The 13,709-nt window shown below is 69.1% G+C and carries 17 protein-coding genes; 11 read left to right on the top strand and 6 right to left on the bottom strand.

What is annotated here, in order from left to right:
* The 3 genes from AB0F44_RS19670 to AB0F44_RS19660 all read left to right on the top strand — a co-directional run bounded on the left by AB0F44_RS19670 (position 1) and on the right by AB0F44_RS19660 (position 2,167).
* Entirely contained in the window at positions 1-1,254 is a 1,254-nt protein-coding gene (locus tag AB0F44_RS19670) for a cysteine desulfurase (protein ID WP_350658974.1), read from the top strand.
* Positions 1,254-1,706: a Fe-S cluster assembly sulfur transfer protein SufU gene (sufU, locus tag AB0F44_RS19665; RefSeq protein ID WP_160022635.1), complete on the top strand. Its 453-nt coding sequence runs from the start codon at positions 1,254-1,256 to the stop codon at positions 1,704-1,706. The genes AB0F44_RS19670 and sufU overlap by 1 nt, the downstream gene beginning before the upstream one ends.
* Positions 1,707-1,831: 125 nt before the next feature.
* On the top strand, positions 1,832-2,167 hold the full coding sequence (locus tag AB0F44_RS19660; protein WP_357358349.1) for a metal-sulfur cluster assembly factor: 336 nt from the start codon (positions 1,832-1,834) through the stop codon (positions 2,165-2,167).
* Positions 2,168-2,227: 60 nt separating this feature from the next.
* Here AB0F44_RS19660 and AB0F44_RS19655 read toward each other — a convergent pair whose 3' ends face one another.
* Positions 2,228-2,569 carry a WhiB family transcriptional regulator gene (locus tag AB0F44_RS19655; RefSeq protein ID WP_357358227.1) on the bottom strand — a complete coding sequence of 114 codons (342 nt, stop codon included), beginning with the start codon at positions 2,567-2,569 and terminating at the stop codon, positions 2,228-2,230.
* 311 nt (positions 2,570-2,880) lie between these two features.
* Between AB0F44_RS19655 and AB0F44_RS19650 the strand changes: the two genes are divergently transcribed.
* Genes AB0F44_RS19650 through AB0F44_RS19625 form a run of 6 tightly spaced genes read left to right on the top strand, consistent with a single transcriptional unit; the run spans position 2,881 to position 7,265 of the window.
* Positions 2,881-4,146: a dicarboxylate/amino acid:cation symporter gene (locus tag AB0F44_RS19650; protein WP_357358226.1), complete on the top strand. Its 1,266-nt coding sequence runs from the start codon at positions 2,881-2,883 to the stop codon at positions 4,144-4,146.
* Between the two features lie 12 nt (positions 4,147-4,158).
* On the top strand, positions 4,159-4,809 hold the full coding sequence (locus AB0F44_RS19645) for a maleylpyruvate isomerase family mycothiol-dependent enzyme (RefSeq protein ID WP_357358224.1): 651 nt from the start codon (positions 4,159-4,161) through the stop codon (positions 4,807-4,809).
* A gap of 25 nt (positions 4,810-4,834) precedes the next feature.
* The gene (locus AB0F44_RS19640; RefSeq protein WP_357358222.1) at positions 4,835-5,683 is read left to right on the top strand and encodes a GNAT family N-acetyltransferase; all 849 of its coding nucleotides are present in this window, start codon (positions 4,835-4,837) and stop codon (positions 5,681-5,683) included.
* A gap of 25 nt (positions 5,684-5,708) precedes the next feature.
* On the top strand, positions 5,709-6,254 hold the full coding sequence (locus tag AB0F44_RS19635; protein ID WP_357358220.1) for an ASCH domain-containing protein: 546 nt from the start codon (positions 5,709-5,711) through the stop codon (positions 6,252-6,254).
* Between the two features lie 24 nt (positions 6,255-6,278).
* Complete coding sequence (locus tag AB0F44_RS19630) at positions 6,279-6,641, top strand: MmcQ/YjbR family DNA-binding protein (protein ID WP_357358218.1); 363 nt, start codon at positions 6,279-6,281, stop codon at positions 6,639-6,641.
* A 9-nt stretch (positions 6,642-6,650) separates the two neighbouring features.
* Positions 6,651-7,265 (top strand): acVLRF1 family peptidyl-tRNA hydrolase, encoded by a 615-nt coding sequence (locus tag AB0F44_RS19625; protein WP_357358216.1) that lies wholly within the window; start codon positions 6,651-6,653, stop codon positions 7,263-7,265.
* Between the two features lie 4 nt (positions 7,266-7,269).
* Here AB0F44_RS19625 and AB0F44_RS19620 read toward each other — a convergent pair whose 3' ends face one another.
* Entirely contained in the window at positions 7,270-7,698 is a 429-nt protein-coding gene (locus AB0F44_RS19620; protein WP_357358214.1) for a hypothetical protein, read from the bottom strand.
* A 102-nt stretch (positions 7,699-7,800) separates the two neighbouring features.
* Here AB0F44_RS19620 and AB0F44_RS19615 point away from each other — a divergent pair, with 102 nt between their 5' ends.
* Entirely contained in the window at positions 7,801-8,718 is a 918-nt protein-coding gene (locus AB0F44_RS19615) for a phosphotransferase (RefSeq protein WP_357358212.1), read from the top strand.
* A gap of 134 nt (positions 8,719-8,852) precedes the next feature.
* On the opposite strand, the gene AB0F44_RS19610 is transcribed toward AB0F44_RS19615, so the two are convergent.
* Positions 8,853-9,809 (bottom strand): neutral zinc metallopeptidase, encoded by a 957-nt coding sequence (locus AB0F44_RS19610; RefSeq protein WP_357358210.1) that lies wholly within the window; start codon positions 9,807-9,809, stop codon positions 8,853-8,855.
* A gap of 63 nt (positions 9,810-9,872) precedes the next feature.
* Between AB0F44_RS19610 and AB0F44_RS19605 the strand changes: the two genes are divergently transcribed.
* Positions 9,873-11,471, top strand: a complete 1,599-nt coding sequence (locus tag AB0F44_RS19605) for an ABC-F family ATP-binding cassette domain-containing protein (protein WP_350658962.1) — start codon at positions 9,873-9,875, stop codon at positions 11,469-11,471.
* Positions 11,472-11,474: 3 nt separating this feature from the next.
* On the opposite strand, the gene AB0F44_RS19600 is transcribed toward AB0F44_RS19605, so the two are convergent.
* Genes AB0F44_RS19600 through AB0F44_RS19590 form a run of 3 tightly spaced genes read right to left on the bottom strand, consistent with a single transcriptional unit; the run spans position 11,475 to position 13,696 of the window.
* Positions 11,475-12,707, bottom strand: a complete 1,233-nt coding sequence (locus AB0F44_RS19600) for a hypothetical protein (protein ID WP_357358208.1) — start codon at positions 12,705-12,707, stop codon at positions 11,475-11,477.
* Between the two features lie 31 nt (positions 12,708-12,738).
* Complete coding sequence (locus AB0F44_RS19595) at positions 12,739-13,356, bottom strand: ATP/GTP-binding protein (RefSeq protein WP_357358207.1); 618 nt, start codon at positions 13,354-13,356, stop codon at positions 12,739-12,741.
* Positions 13,337-13,696: a DUF742 domain-containing protein gene (locus AB0F44_RS19590; protein WP_357358205.1), complete on the bottom strand. Its 360-nt coding sequence runs from the start codon at positions 13,694-13,696 to the stop codon at positions 13,337-13,339. The genes AB0F44_RS19595 and AB0F44_RS19590 overlap by 20 nt, the downstream gene beginning before the upstream one ends.
* Positions 13,697-13,709: the final 13 nt, after the last annotated feature.

The following is a 13,709-nucleotide window of genomic DNA, read 5'->3' as shown; positions in this document are numbered from 1 at the left end:
ATGAAGGGTCTGCTGCCCGACCTGGATCTGGTCCGCAAGGACTTCCCGATCCTGGAGCGCACCTTCGACGGCGGCGAGACCCCGCTGGTCTACCTCGACAGCGCCAACACCTCGCAGAAGCCGCAGATCGTGATCGACACCATGGTCGACCACCTGGAGCGGCACAACGCCAACATCGCCCGGGCGATGCACCACCTGGGTGCCGAGGCCACCGAGGCGTTCGAGGGGGCGCGCGACACCGTCGCGCGCTTCCTCGGCGCGCCCGAGCGCGACGAGGTGATCTTCACCAAGAACGCCTCCGAGGCGCTCAACCTGGTCGCCAACACCGTGCCGCTGGCCGCCGGCGACGTGGTCGTGACCACCGAGATGGAGCACCACTCCAACATCGTTCCGTGGCAGCTCGCCACGCAGCGCGCGGGTGCGACGTTGAAGTGGTTCGGACTCACCGACTCCGGTGAGCTCGACCTGTCGAACATCGACGAGCTGATCACGCCGGCGACCAAGATCGTCGCGCTGACCTGGGTCTCCAACATGCTCGGCACGATCAACCCCATCGCCGAGATCGCCCGCAAGGCCCACGAGGTCGGTGCGCTCGTCGTCGTCGACGCCGCACAGGCCGCCCCGGTGCTGCCGATCGACCTGGCCGGCATGGCCGAGGAGGAGCGTCCCGACTTCCTCGCCTTCACCGGCCACAAGGTCGTCGGCCCGACCGGCATCGGCGTCCTGTGGGGCCGGCGTGCGGCGCTCGAGGCGCTGCCGCCGTTCCTCGGTGGCGGCGAGATGATCGCGACGGTGTCGATGGAGAAGTCGACCTACGCGCCGATCCCGCACAAGTTCGAGGCCGGCACCCCGCCGATCGCCGAGGCCGTGGGTCTCGGTGCGGCGCTGGAATACCTCATGCACCTCGGCATGGAGAACGTCCACGCCCACGAGCAGGCGATCACGGCCTACGCGCTGGAGCGCCTCGCGACCGTCCCGGGCGTGACCGTGCTCGGCCCGGCCGACGCGGCCAAGCGCGGCGGCGCGATCGCCTTCGAGCTCGACGGGGTGCACCCGCACGACGTGGCCCAGGTCCTCGACTCCAAGGGCGTCGCCATCCGCGCCGGGCACCACTGCGCCAAGCCTGCCCACCAGCGGTTCGGCGTACAGGCCTCCAACCGGATGTCGTCCTACCTCTACACCACGCCCGCCGAGATCGACGCGCTGGTCGAGGGGTTGGAATACGTACGCACGTTCTTCAAGTTGGACAAGTGATGACTGCCGCGAACCTCGAGAGCATGTACCAGGAGATCATCCTGGACCATTACAAGAACCCGCACGGAAAGGGTCTTCGCGACCCGTTCGAGGCGGAGGTTCACCACGTCAACCCGACCTGTGGTGACGAGATCACCCTCCGGCTCCACGTGGACGGTGGCAAGATCGAGGACATCTCCTACGACGCCCTCGGCTGCTCCATCTCGCAGGCGTCGGCCTCCGTGCTCAACGACCTGGTCGTCGGGAAGACGGTCGATGAGGCGATGGTCATCCACGAGGAGTTCCTGCGGCTGATGCAGGGCAAGGGCCAGGTGGAGCCCGACGAGGACATTCTGGAGGACGGCATCGCCTTCGCGGGCGTCGCCAAGTTCCCCGCCCGGATCAAGTGCGCGCTGCTGTCGTGGATGGCCTGGAAAGACGCCGCCGCGAAGACTGTCGCTGAGGAGAACTGATGACTGAGACCGACCACAGCACACACGACCACACGGATCACGACCACTCCGGTCACGACCACTCCGGTCATGACCACTCGGGCCACGGCCATGGCCACGGTCATGAGGCCCCGGAGTGGCAGGGGATGCGCACGTCCGCGGTTGAGGGCGCGAGCCTGAAGATCGAGGACGTCGAAGAGGCGATGAAGGACGTCGTCGACCCCGAGCTCGGCATCAACGTCGTCGACCTGGGTCTGATCTACGGCCTGCACATCGAGGACCACTCCAACGTGGTCATCGACATGACGCTGACCTCGGCCGCCTGCCCGCTGACCGACGTCATCCAGGACCAGACCTCGCAGGCCTTGGAGGGCATGGTCAACGACGTCCACATCAACTGGGTCTGGATGCCGCCGTGGGGCCCGGACAAGATCACCCCCGACGGCCGCGAGATGCTGCGCGCTCTCGGGTTCAACGTCTGAGGGTTCGCCCGACGTGGGAGTCCTGAGGTCACTGGGTGACCTCAGGACTCCCAGGTCATTTCAGGCGACGCTTCTAGCCCTCGCGATCGCTTCCTGGCTGCGCTTGTAGGGCTTCCGCCCCGGAGTTCTGGGGGTGTCCCGCGGTTTGCCGCTCTCCAGGAGCACACCGCCCCAGACTCCCCACTCCCGCCGGGCGGTCCCGAGCTCGAGGCAGGTCTGCCGCATCGGGCAGTCGGCGCAGACCTGCTGCGCCTCGGCGAGCTGGGTGAGGTCCTCGGGATGAAAGAGCTCCGGGTCCTCGCCCACGCAGGCCCACTCGTCGGTCCGGGGAGTCGGGTGCTTCAGCGTCAGCTCGTAGGTCTTCGAGCTGTTGCCCTCTCCGAAGAGTGTGATGATCTCCATCTCGTTCACCTCCTGGTGATGCTGCTGGACATGACAAAGGGCCGCTTCCGATTCGATCGGAGCGGCCCTGGTGGATGCGGTGAGCACCTACGTTCGTTGCGGCTCCGAGCGCGCAAACTCCACGTCCTGGGCCGGTCGGCCCAGGTGCTTGCAGATCGTGGTCTCGCGCATGACATCAATGGTATTCACCCCGCCCCAGCCGGGACCACTGGTTTGTCGCGGGAAACGTGCCGGTGACGGCGGCTTAACCAGCGGCGTACGCGGCCTCGTTAGCGTCCGGGGAGCCACGTCCCCGACGCTTAGGAGACCCGATGAAGGTCTTGAAGTCCCCGGCCGTCCTGATCCTCGTCGGCGCTATCGCCGGCATCGTCTTCGGCCTGGTGGCGGGGGAGTGGGCGGCGAACCTCAAGTTCGTCGGTGACATCTTCATCCGGCTGATCCAGATGGCGATCGTCCCGCTGGTCGCCTCGTCGGTGATCGTCGCGACGGGCGCGATGACCGGGGCGGGCGCCGGCAGGCTGGCCGGGGCGACCTTCGGCTGGATGCTGGGGTTCGCGGTGGTCGCCGCGTTCGTCGGCTGGGGGCTGGCGGAGCTGATCCAGCCGGGCTCGGGGATGCGTTATGACGGCGAGCTCGACCCGACCCTGACCGACTCGGCCGCGGCGACCGCGGTCGGGTGGCAGCAGACGGTGACGAGCTTCGTCTCCACCAACGTGGTCGAGGCGATGGCGACCGGTGCGATGGTGCCGATCATCGTCTTTGCCCTGATCTTCGGCCTCGCGCTCAACCGCTACACCGCGATGAACGGCCCGACCGTCGTGCTCCCCTTCTTCGAGCAGATCCAGGCGATCGTCCTGCTGATGATCAGGTACGTCATGTTCCTGGCGCCCATCGGCGTCTTCTGCCTCCTCGCCGACCTCGCCGGCCGGGTCGGCTTCGCGGTGGTCACCACGGCGCTCGCCTACCTGGGCGCGACCCTGGCCGGCGTGGTGATCATCTCCGCCCTCTACGTCGTCGTGGTCGTCGCCGTCACCCGGCTCAACCCGCTGCGCCTGCCCGCGAAGCTCGCCGAGCAGACCGTCGTGGCGATCACCACGACATCCTCGGCGGTCACCTTCCCGACGGTGCTGAAGAACGCCGTCGAGAAGTTCGGGATCTCGAAGCGGGTCGCGGACTTCACGCTCTGCCTGGGGATGACGATGGGCTCGTGCGGCGCGGTGCTCAACTACACGATCGTGGTGCTCTTCCTCGCCCAGGCCTCCGGCGTCTCGCTCTCCCCGGGCGACATCGCGCTCGGGATGGCGCTCGCGGTGCTGCTCAACATCGGCACGATCACGGTGCCCGGCGGGTTCCCGGTCGTCGCCATCTTCCTGGCCACCTCCCTGGACCTGCCCATCGAGGCCGCCGGGCTGCTCATCGCCGTGGACTGGTTCACCGGCATCCTGCGTACGTTCCTCAACGTGAACGGAGACACCATGGTCGCTCTGCTGGTCGCGCACGGCGTGGATGAGATCGACCGCGACGTGTACGCCGGGACGAAGCCGGTGGTGGAGCCTGTCGCGGAGGCGGCGGCCTGACACGATGGAGGCATGGACGTAGCCGCCCGTACCGCAGCCAACCGCCGCCTGCTCGCCGACTTCTTCGACGGCCTCGACGAGTCCCAGCTGGAGATGCAGAGCCTCTGCTCGGCCTGGACGGTGAGGGAGGTGCTCGGTCACAGCGCGATGCCGTTCTCGGTCGGTATCGGGCGGCTGCTGTGGCGCACGCTGCTGGCTCGAGGCTCCATCGACCGGGCCGCCATCGCGATCGCCGAGGAGCAGGCGCGTCGGCCGGTCGCGGAGCTGACCGGGCTGCTGAGGACGTACGCCACCAAGCGGGTGCCGGCGCCCGGCGTCGGTCCGATGGGGCAGTTCACCGACCACTGCATCCACCTGCGCGACTGCGCCCGTCCGCTCGGTCTCGACACCGACGTCCCGCTCGAGGACTGGCGCGCGGTGCTCGACTGGCTGCCGACCAAGCAGGCCTCGCTCGGGGTGGTCCCGGCCGGACGGCTCGACGGGCTCGCGCTGCGCGCCACCGACCAGGACTGGTCCTGGACCTCGGCCGACGGCCCGGGCGCGGAGGTCGCCGGACCGAGCGAGGCACTCGCGATGGCGCTCTCCGGCCGGTCGGTCGCGCTGGCCGATCTCGACGGGCCAGGGCTCGCGACGTTGCGGGAGCGAGTCGGCCCGACCCGGTAGACCCAGCCCGGTAGGCTCCGCGGACGTGGAGGCTCCCGGTCGGATCTGGTTCGGATACATCGCCGCGGTGGGCATCGCGGTGATCGGGCTGTTCACCCTCGACCCGCTGGCGTTCGGCCTTGCCGGCGCCGTGCTGATCGCGACGGTGCTGGGGGAGTGGTACCGCGGTCGCCAGGCCGCACTCGCCGCCGCTGCCCTCGGGGCCGTCGACCTTGCGGACCTGGTCTCCCGGTGGGCCCGCGGCTGGGCCTACGCGCGGGGCTTTCCGCGCCCCGCGGCGGCGCCTGGAGGCGTACGCGTCGAGGTGGGGGAGGCCGGACGCCAGGTCGAGTGGGTGGCGACCGACGACGCGGACACGCTCGCCAGGCTCATCGACACCGCCCGGGCAACGCCCGAGGCGTGGTTGTCGGTGGTGACCGAGTCGCCTGCGGGCGTACGTCCGTGGTTCGTCGAGGCTGGGCTGGTCGCCAACGATGGCGAGGAGACGCTGATGTCGATAGTCCTCGCCGACCACGCGTCGCGGGCTGTCCCGGAGGGCTATCGCGCCAAGGCGGAGCGTGACGGCGGCGTCATCACGGTGACGGTCAGCGCGGGCGAGGCTGTCGCGGCCAGCGGGCGGATCGCCGTCATCGGCGTCGACGCCGTCGCCGACCGGGTCCAGACCGACCCCGACCACCGACGCCGGGGTCTCGGCGGCGCGGTGATGAGCCTGCTCGTCGCGGCCGCCCGGGAGGCCGGTGCGGCCCATGGCCTTCTGGTCGCCAGCGAGCTGGGCGAGCCTCTCTACGCCGGCCTCGGCTGGCGGGTCGAGGCCCGTCTGGTGACCGCGCGATCAGCCACGCCGCGTACCTCCGTCGAGTCCCGGCACGGGTAGCGCCAACTGTGATTGAGTGTCGCCTATGAACGACTCCGCGACCCCTGAGCCTGATGCCCTTGTGTCCGACTCCCAGCAGGAGGCTGACATCGCCGCGTTCTGGGATGACGTGAAGCACCACGCCCACCTCAGCGCCGCGCCCGGCTACTTCGGAGCATCGCCGCTCGAGGCGCTGCAGCCGCCGGCCTGGGCCTTCGGAGGTACGCCGGAGGAGGCAGACGGGCTGCTCGAGCTCGTCCTCGAGGGGGTGAAGACCGCGACGGCCACTGCTCAGTGGGACTTCGAGAACGGAGACGAGCCGCTCCCGACCGTGGGCGGCATGAGCATCATCCTCGACGGGTCCGGTCATCCGCGGGCACTGATCGCCACCACCCAGGTCGACATCGCCCCGTTCCGGGAGGTTCCTGAGGAGTTCGCCCGACTGGAGGGCGAGGGCGACCTGTCGCTCGAATACTGGCGCGAGGTGCACGAACGCTTCTTCACCGAGTTCGCCGGTCCCGACCACGAGTTCAGCGAGGACATGCCAGTCGTGATGGAGCAGTTCGAGCTCGTCTGGCCGAAGCCTGAGTGATCCGAGAAGTCGGATGATGGGCACATGACGCCGACCGAGCTGACCGAGCGGGTTCGGGGAATCTGCCTCGGGTTCCCGGAGAGCGCCGAGCGGGTCACTCATGGTTCGCCTGGGTTCTTCGTGAAGAAGCAGTTCGTCATGCTGTGGCCGCAGGGGCATCACGGGCGCGACGAGCCGCATCTGTGGGCGGCGGCTGCGGCGGGGGTGCAGGCGGAGGTCGTCGGTGACGATCCCGAGCGGTTCTTCGTGCCTCCCTACGTTGGTGGGCGCGGCTGGGTCGGGATGCGGCTCGACGGTGACGTGGACTGGGGCGAGGTCGCCGAGATCTGCGAGGACGCCTACCGGCACATCGCGCCGCCTCGACTGCTGCGTGGCCTGGACCGGTAGCGTACGGACATGCCCAACGTCGCCGTCCCGGTCGCTCGGATCCAGCGTTGGGTCGACAACTTCGCCGCCCGCCACGGTGAGACCCGACTCGCGGTCGACTCCGGTGCGCTGACCGGTGCCGCGGTCGACAGTTCGTCGTTCATCGCGGCGCTGCCGTTCGAGAAGACGTACGCCGGGCCGGCCGAGGTCGAGGCGTTCATCGCCGCCTCGGCGGCCCCGCAGGACTGGGGCCTCCTGCTGGTGCGCAAGGGCGGCTTCGCGATCGCCAGGATGAGCGGCGGCGAGATCGCCGAGCACAAGATCGGGCGGCGGCACGTCCAGGGGAAGACGAAGGCGGGCGGCTGGAGCCAGCAGCGCTTCGCCCGGCGCCGGGCCAACCAGGCCAGCGCTGCGTACGAGGCGGCGGCCGAGCACGCCGCCCGGATCCTCGACGGGCTGCGGGGTCCGCTCGTCACCGGCGGCGACCACGGCGGTGTCGACGACGTACTCGGGGACCGGCGGCTTCAAGCGCTCACGGTGACCGGACCGTGGCTGGCGGTTCAGGACCCGAACCGCGCGGTGCTCGATCAGGCGATCGAGGACGCCCAGAAGGTACGTATCGAGGTCCTCAACGCCGACAGCTGACGCGTCAGGGGAGCTGCCAGACTCCCGGCGAACCCTTGACCATCGAGCCGTCGGTCAGGAGCGTCTGGCGGGCGCGTCGCGCCGCGTAGCGCCAGCGGAGCTCGCCTTCCGGGGTCGTCTCGAAGTCGCCGGGGAGGAGGCTGTCGGCCAGCTGGCTCTCGAGCTCGTCGAGGACTGCGTCGGCGGACATCGAGCCGCCCGCGTTATCGAGGATCTCGAGGATGAGCGGCGCGAAGGCAGCCGGCGGGGTCCACTTGCGGGGAGCGGACTTGGTGACGACCTTCGGCGCGGCGGCCGTCGAGCTCGTCGTGGTCTTGCGCACCCGGGTTGTCGGCTTCTTCACTGGAGCCGGAGCGGGCGGGGCCGGGGGCCGCCCATGGATGCACTGTGACTTCGGCAGGTCACACAGCTCGCAGTAGTCAGTCTCGGACATCGGCTCAACCATATCGGCCCCAGGATCAAAGTCAGCATCCCGTCGTCGCATCCCGGCGGTGAGTGCCGTTGCGACCTGCGAAGATGCGCTACTTTGGCAAGCATGTGGCAGCCCGACCCAGGGTGGCTCGTCCTACCCGGCGGCACCGGACCCTCCACGCTGGGGGTCTGGCGCACTGCTGTGGGCGATGAGCAGGAGCCGGTCGTGGTCAAGCGGCTCGGTCAGCCGGGGGCGTACGATCCGGCCGAGCTGAGCCGCCGGCGCCACTTCGCCTACTGGCGGCGGGCGGCAGACGTCGCCACCTCGGGACTCGTCGACGACACCCCGGGCATGATCGGCGCGCGTACGAGCGTCGCCGAGGACGACGAGGGCATCACCCTGACCACCGAGTGGGTCGAGGACGCCGCCAACTCCGGACTCTTCGCGGCGCTCTCGATGGGCCGCTTCGCCGGCGCGGACCTGGGGGAGGCGCGCTGGCTGGCTCGCGACCAGTTCCGTGACCGTATCGCGCGGGTGGAGTACAACGGCGGGTGGCCGACCATGATGCGTACGACCGCCGCGGACATCGCCCACACCCTCTGGGAGCGGCGCGGTCGCTTCACCAACCTCCTCGACGAGCTTCCCCAGGTCGTCCAGCACGGCGACCCGGCGCCGCAGAACCTCCTCGGCCGCACCGACGACGGCGAGCGGCTGATCGCTATCGACTGGTCGAGCCTCGGACACGGCCCCGTCGGTGGTGACCTCGGGCTCTATCTGCTGCACGCCCGCGAGTCGTTCGAGCCGCTGCTGGAGGCGTACGTCCTGGGGCTGCCCGCCGGCATCGCGACGCGCGACGAGGTGACCCTCGGGGCGCAGATCAGCGCCGTCTACACCGCGCTGAGCCGTGCCGAGTGGGCACTGAGCCGGATCAAGCCGGGGGAGGGACCGCTGCTCGCGAAGTTCCGCCACCCCGCGGTCGCGCCCCACCTGCGGACTCTGCAGAAGCAGGCTCCGCTGGTGGAGGCTCTGCTCGAGATGTGAGCTCGCGCAGTCGCAGGCGTCACATCTGCAACACCGCTCAGGCAATGCCTGCACTTCTCAGGTGTTGCATTGCCCGAGAAGTGCAGGGCCCCAGAAATTAGTAGGGCCGGTTAACCGGGTATCCCTGCACCGGCCTACGGGTTGTCCAGATCCCGAGCCTTGAACGTGTCGCAGCCGGCGATCGAGTCGGGGGTGGTCATGCCCTTCCTGAACCAGGCGATCCGCTGCTCGGAGGAGCCGTGGGTGAACGAGGAGGTGTCCACGCGGCCGGTCGTCCGGGACTGGATGTGGTCGTCGCCGACGGTCTTGGCGGCATCGATGCCCTCGGTGATGTCCTGGTCGGTGATGTCGTCGACGAAACCGTCGTCCTCGGCGGCGGCGGTCCACATACCGGCGTAGCAGTCGGCCTGGAGTTCAAGGCGTACCGCGTCGGAGTCGGGGCCCTGCTGGGTGCGCACCTGGCCCATGGTGCCGAGCAGGTTCTGGATGTGGTGGCCGTACTCGTGGGCGAGCACGTAGGCGCGTACGAAGGTGGTGTCCTGCCCGCCGAGCTGCTCGAAGATGGAGTCGAAGAACGTCGGGTCGAGGTAGATCGTCTGGTCGGCCGGGCAGTAGAACGGGCCCACGGAGCTCGACGCCGAGCCGCAGCCGCCGGTCTGGACCTGGTCGGAGAAGATCACGACAGCCTGCTCGGGCTGGAACCGGCCGGCGAGGTCGCGCTGGGAGTCCCAGTAGCCGGTCATCGAGTTCTCCAACGCTACGAAAGCGCAGTTCTCGTCGTTGTTGGCGTCCTCGCCGGTCTGGCACGACCCGAAGTCGCCGGTCTCGCCGCCGTCGGCCGCCTGCATGCCGCCGAAGGTGCCTGTGCCCACCGAGGTCGAGCCTCCGCTGTCGCCGAGGACCTGCGGGCCGACGCCGGTGCACTGGGTGATGAGGAAGAAGAGCAGCAGCACGATGACCGTGCCGATGCCGCCGCTCGCCTTGCCGCCGGGGATCGGGATCCGGCCGCCACCTCCACCACCGAACCCGCCACCGCCACCGCCGCCGGAGGTCCGGCTGGTGTCGAGTCTGGCCTTCGGGTTGAACCGCATCTTGTCCCCCTGGAGGTGGTGATGTGTGAGGCCGAGTGCCTCGCCCATACACTAGTGACGGAGATGATCACTGCCCATGACCTAGAAGTCCGCGTCGGCGCCAGACTTTTGATGGATAACGTCACATTCCGAGTCGGACCCGGCGACAAGGTCGGGCTCGTAGGCCGCAACGGCGCTGGGAAGACGACCCTGACGAAGGTGCTCGCCGGCGACCACTTGCCTGCCTCCGGAACGGTGTCCAACACCGGTGAGATCGGCTATCTGCCCCAGGACCCGCGGGTCGGCGATCCCGAGGTGATCGCCAAGGACCGCATCCTCTCCGCAAGAGGGATCGACGATGCCGTACGTCGCATGCGGATCGCCGAGGAGGAGATGGGCTCCGAGGATCCGAAGGTGCGCGAGAAGGCGATGAAGCGCTACCAGCGCGCCCACGACGAGCTCGACGCGGGCGGTGGCTATGCGGCCGAGACCGAGGCCCTGCAGATCGCCCAGTCGCTCGGCATCCCCGACCGGATCATGACCCAGCCGCTGAAGACGCTCTCCGGTGGTCAACGACGCCGGGTGGAGTTGGCGCGCATTCTCTTCTCGTCGGCCGAGGTGCTGATCCTCGACGAGCCGACCAACCACCTCGATGCCGACTCGATCATCTGGCTGCGCGACTGGATGAAGTCCTACAAGGGCGGCTTCATCGTGATCTCCCACGACAACGACCTGCTTGCCCAGACGGTCAACAAGGTCTTCCACCTCGACGGCAACCGCGAGGTGATCGACATCTACAACATGCCGTGGAAGCAGTACCTGACCCAGCGCGAGACCGACGAGGCCCGCCGCAAGCGCGAGCTGATGAACGCGCAGAACAAGGCCAAGACGCTCACCGACCAGGCCAACAAGATGCGCGCCAAGGCCACGAAGGCAACCGCTGCGCAGAGCATGCTCAAGCGCGCCGAGAAGATCATGGCGGGCGTCGAGGGGGAGCGGCAGCAGGAGAAGGTCGCCGCGATCAAGTTCCCCTCACCTGCGCCGTCCGGCAAGACGCCGCTCACCGCCAACGACCTCTCGAAGTCCTACGGCGCGCTCGAGGTCTTCACCGCCGTCGACCTCGCCATCGACCGCGGGACCCGCGTGGTCATCCTCGGGCTCAACGGCGCCGGCAAGACGACGATGCTGCGCATCCTGGCCGGCGTCGACCAGCCCGACACAGGGCAGGTCGTGCCGGGTCACGGGCTCAAGGTCGGCTACTACGCCCAGGAGCACGAGACCCTCGACACCAAGCGGTCGGTGCTGCAGAACATGCAGTCCGCGGCGCCGCAGCTCACCGACACCGAGGCGCGCACCGTGCTGGGTGCGTTCCTCTTCAGTGGCGACGACGTGCACAAGCCGGCCGGGGTGCTCTCCGGTGGCGAGAAGACCCGGCTGGCCCTGGCCTCCCTGGTGGTGTCCGCGGCCAACGTGCTGCTGCTCGACGAGCCCACCAACAACCTCGACCCGGCTTCCCGCGAGGAGGTGCTCAACGCGATCCGCCGCTACGAGGGCGCGATCGTGCTGGTCACCCACGACGAGGGCGCCGTGCACGCGCTGGAGCCCGACAAGGTGCTCATCCTCCCCGACGGCGTCGAGGACCTGTGGAACGAGGAGTACGCCGACCTGGTCTCGCTCGCGTAGAGATCAGTTCAGCGTGCGGACGAACGTCACCGGCATCGAGGTCGGGTAGCGGTAGGAGAGCGAGTCGGTGTTGCGCTCGACCTGGTCGGCCGGCACCGCGAGGGAGACCTCGGGGAGGCGCTCCAAGACGGTGCGTACGGCCGCCTGCACGATGATCGTGCCCGGCCGCTGGGCGGGGCAGGAGTGGGGGCCGGCGCTCCACGACATGTGGGCACGGTTGCCGATCTCCAGCCACGGGTCGCCACCGGTCATCAGCGGGTCGGCGTTGGCCGCCGCGATGCACGGCACCACGGCGTCGCCCTTACGGATCAGCTGACCGCCGAGCTCGACGTCGCGCAGCGCGAACCGCGGGGTGATGTTGTAGCACGGTGGGTCGCGCCACATGACCTCCTCGATCGCCTGGTCGACGTCGAGGCGGCCGCCGCGCAGACGGCCGGCGAAACGCTCGTCGGAGAGCATCAGCAGCAGGGTCTGGGTGATTGTCGCGATGGTCAGCTCGTTGCCGGCGATGATCATCACGATCATCGCCTCCATGACCTCGTTGTCGTCCCACAGCCCAGGGTCGTCGATCAGGTGCGAGGTGAGGTCGTCCTGGGGGTCCCGGCGGCGCTTGGCGATGTGGTCGACGATCTCCACCGCGAGCTCGATGACCCCCTCCTGGGCGAGCTGGCCGCCACCGAGGACCTTGTGGGCGGCCTTGCGCATCGAGTCGCCGACCTCGTGGCCCATGCCGAACATCGCGGCGACCGAGAGCAGCGGGATCAGGACGGCGTACTCCTGGACCAGATCGGCCTCACCGCGCTCGAGCATGTCGTCGACGAGGTCGTTGCAGATGCCGCGTACCTGCGCGGCGTAGCCGTGCTCGTCGACCCGCGAGAGGGCCCGGTCGACCGGCGAGCGCAGCCGCCGGCGGAGCTCGCCGTCGTTGTGGAAGGAGTTCTGCCGGGTGGTCACGAAGGGGTAGATCGGCATGTCCGGCAGGATCTTGCCCTCCTGTACCGCGCTCCAGTTGTCGCCGTTGCGGGAGAAGACCTCCTCGTTGCGGATGACCTCGCTGAACTCGGCGTAGCCCATCGCGAACCAGAGGCGTACGCCGGGGGAGAGCTCGCCGGGGGCGACCGGACCCCACTCGGCCCGGAGCCGTTGGTGCACCTCTCTCGCCTGCGGGCCGACGGTGTCGGGAGCTTGGACGAGGTCGGTGAGGTCGGCGAGACGTACGGTGCGGGTGGGAGTCATCGCGATGGTGCCTGTTCGGTCGTGGGTCGGGTCAGTGCGTCTTGAGGGCGTGGCGCACGAGCGCGGCGAGCGCTCGGACGCAGGCGTTGCGGTTCTTGGCGTTGCACACCACGATCGGGGTCTCGTCATCGAGGTCGAGCGCCGTGCGGATCTGGTCGGGCTCGTAGTTCGGCGCGCCGGGGAACTGGTTGATCGCGACCACGAACGGCAGGGACGTACGCGTCTCGAGCTGGTCCAGCACCTCGAAGGAGTCGGCCAGCCGGCGGGTGTCGACCAGGACCAGGGCGCCGGCGGCGCCCTCGGCGAGGCCGGACCACAGGTCCCAGAAGCGGCGCTGGCCGGGGGTGCCGAACAGGTAGAGCGCGATCTCGTCGGTCAGGGTGATCCGGCCGAAGTCCATCGCCACCGTGGTCGTCGTCTTCTCCGGGGTCGCCGCGACCTCGTCGATCCCCTCGCTGGCCTGGGTGATCGTCTCCTCGGTGCGCAGCGGCTCGATCTCGCTGACCGAGCCGATCAGCGTGGTCTTGCCGACTCCGAAGGAGCCGACCACCAGGATCTTGACCGACTCGACGACCGTCGGCGCCAGATAGTGCTGATCGCCTCGGGCTCCGCTTCGGCCGTGGTTGCCGTCAGAGGTGGTTGAGAGCATGCAGGACCTTCTGGAGGGTTTCGCGGGAGGGGCCGGCGGCGGTGTCGCTGTCGGGGCGTACGCCGATCAGGCCGGCGTCGATCATGTCCGAGGCGATCACCGCCAGGACGCTGACCGGCTGGCCGAGATGGACGGCCATCTCTGCCATGGAGATCACGCCGAGGCACTGGGAGAGGACCTCGCGCTCCTGACGGCCCACCGATGCGGGCGTGGCCGCCGGGCTGGTGTGGCCGATCAGGAGCGTCGCCGGCGTCAGCCGGTGGGTCGGGCGGGCACGCCCGCCCGTCCGGACGTAGGACCGGATCGGGTGGTCGACATAGTCGTCAGAAGCGTCGGGCATCGGCTCGGATCGG

The sequence above is a fragment of the Nocardioides sp. NPDC023903 genome (genome assembly GCF_040639295.1).
Lineage (GTDB): Bacteria > Actinomycetota > Actinomycetes > Propionibacteriales > Nocardioidaceae > Nocardioides.
This window is presented reverse-complemented; position numbering and strand designations above follow the sequence as displayed.

Excerpts from the sequence above, each read along its gene's own strand:
- AB0F44_RS19610 (WP_357358210.1), bottom strand. The coding sequence starts at position 9,809 with ATGCGGTTCAACCCGAAGGCCAGACTCGACACCAGCCGGACCTCCGGC.
- AB0F44_RS19595 (WP_357358207.1), bottom strand. The coding sequence starts at position 13,356 with ATGCTCTCAACCACCTCTGACGGCAACCACGGCCGAAGCGGAGCCCGA.
- AB0F44_RS19645 (WP_357358224.1), top strand. The coding sequence starts at position 4,159 with ATGGACGTAGCCGCCCGTACCGCAGCCAACCGCCGCCTGCTCGCCGAC.
- AB0F44_RS19650 (WP_357358226.1), top strand. The coding sequence starts at position 2,881 with ATGAAGGTCTTGAAGTCCCCGGCCGTCCTGATCCTCGTCGGCGCTATC.
- sufU (WP_160022635.1), top strand. The coding sequence starts at position 1,254 with ATGACTGCCGCGAACCTCGAGAGCATGTACCAGGAGATCATCCTGGAC.
- AB0F44_RS19615 (WP_357358212.1), top strand. The coding sequence starts at position 7,801 with ATGTGGCAGCCCGACCCAGGGTGGCTCGTCCTACCCGGCGGCACCGGA.
- AB0F44_RS19630 (WP_357358218.1), top strand. The coding sequence starts at position 6,279 with ATGACGCCGACCGAGCTGACCGAGCGGGTTCGGGGAATCTGCCTCGGG.
- AB0F44_RS19670 (WP_350658974.1), top strand. The coding sequence starts at position 1 with ATGAAGGGTCTGCTGCCCGACCTGGATCTGGTCCGCAAGGACTTCCCG.
- AB0F44_RS19635 (WP_357358220.1), top strand. The coding sequence starts at position 5,709 with ATGAACGACTCCGCGACCCCTGAGCCTGATGCCCTTGTGTCCGACTCC.
- AB0F44_RS19625 (WP_357358216.1), top strand. The coding sequence starts at position 6,651 with ATGCCCAACGTCGCCGTCCCGGTCGCTCGGATCCAGCGTTGGGTCGAC.
- AB0F44_RS19590 (WP_357358205.1), bottom strand. The coding sequence starts at position 13,696 with ATGCCCGACGCTTCTGACGACTATGTCGACCACCCGATCCGGTCCTAC.
- AB0F44_RS19655 (WP_357358227.1), bottom strand. The coding sequence starts at position 2,569 with ATGGAGATCATCACACTCTTCGGAGAGGGCAACAGCTCGAAGACCTAC.
- AB0F44_RS19660 (WP_357358349.1), top strand. The coding sequence starts at position 1,832 with ATGCGCACGTCCGCGGTTGAGGGCGCGAGCCTGAAGATCGAGGACGTC.
- AB0F44_RS19600 (WP_357358208.1), bottom strand. The coding sequence starts at position 12,707 with ATGACTCCCACCCGCACCGTACGTCTCGCCGACCTCACCGACCTCGTC.
- AB0F44_RS19605 (WP_350658962.1), top strand. The coding sequence starts at position 9,873 with ATGATCACTGCCCATGACCTAGAAGTCCGCGTCGGCGCCAGACTTTTG.
- AB0F44_RS19620 (WP_357358214.1), bottom strand. The coding sequence starts at position 7,698 with ATGTCCGAGACTGACTACTGCGAGCTGTGTGACCTGCCGAAGTCACAG.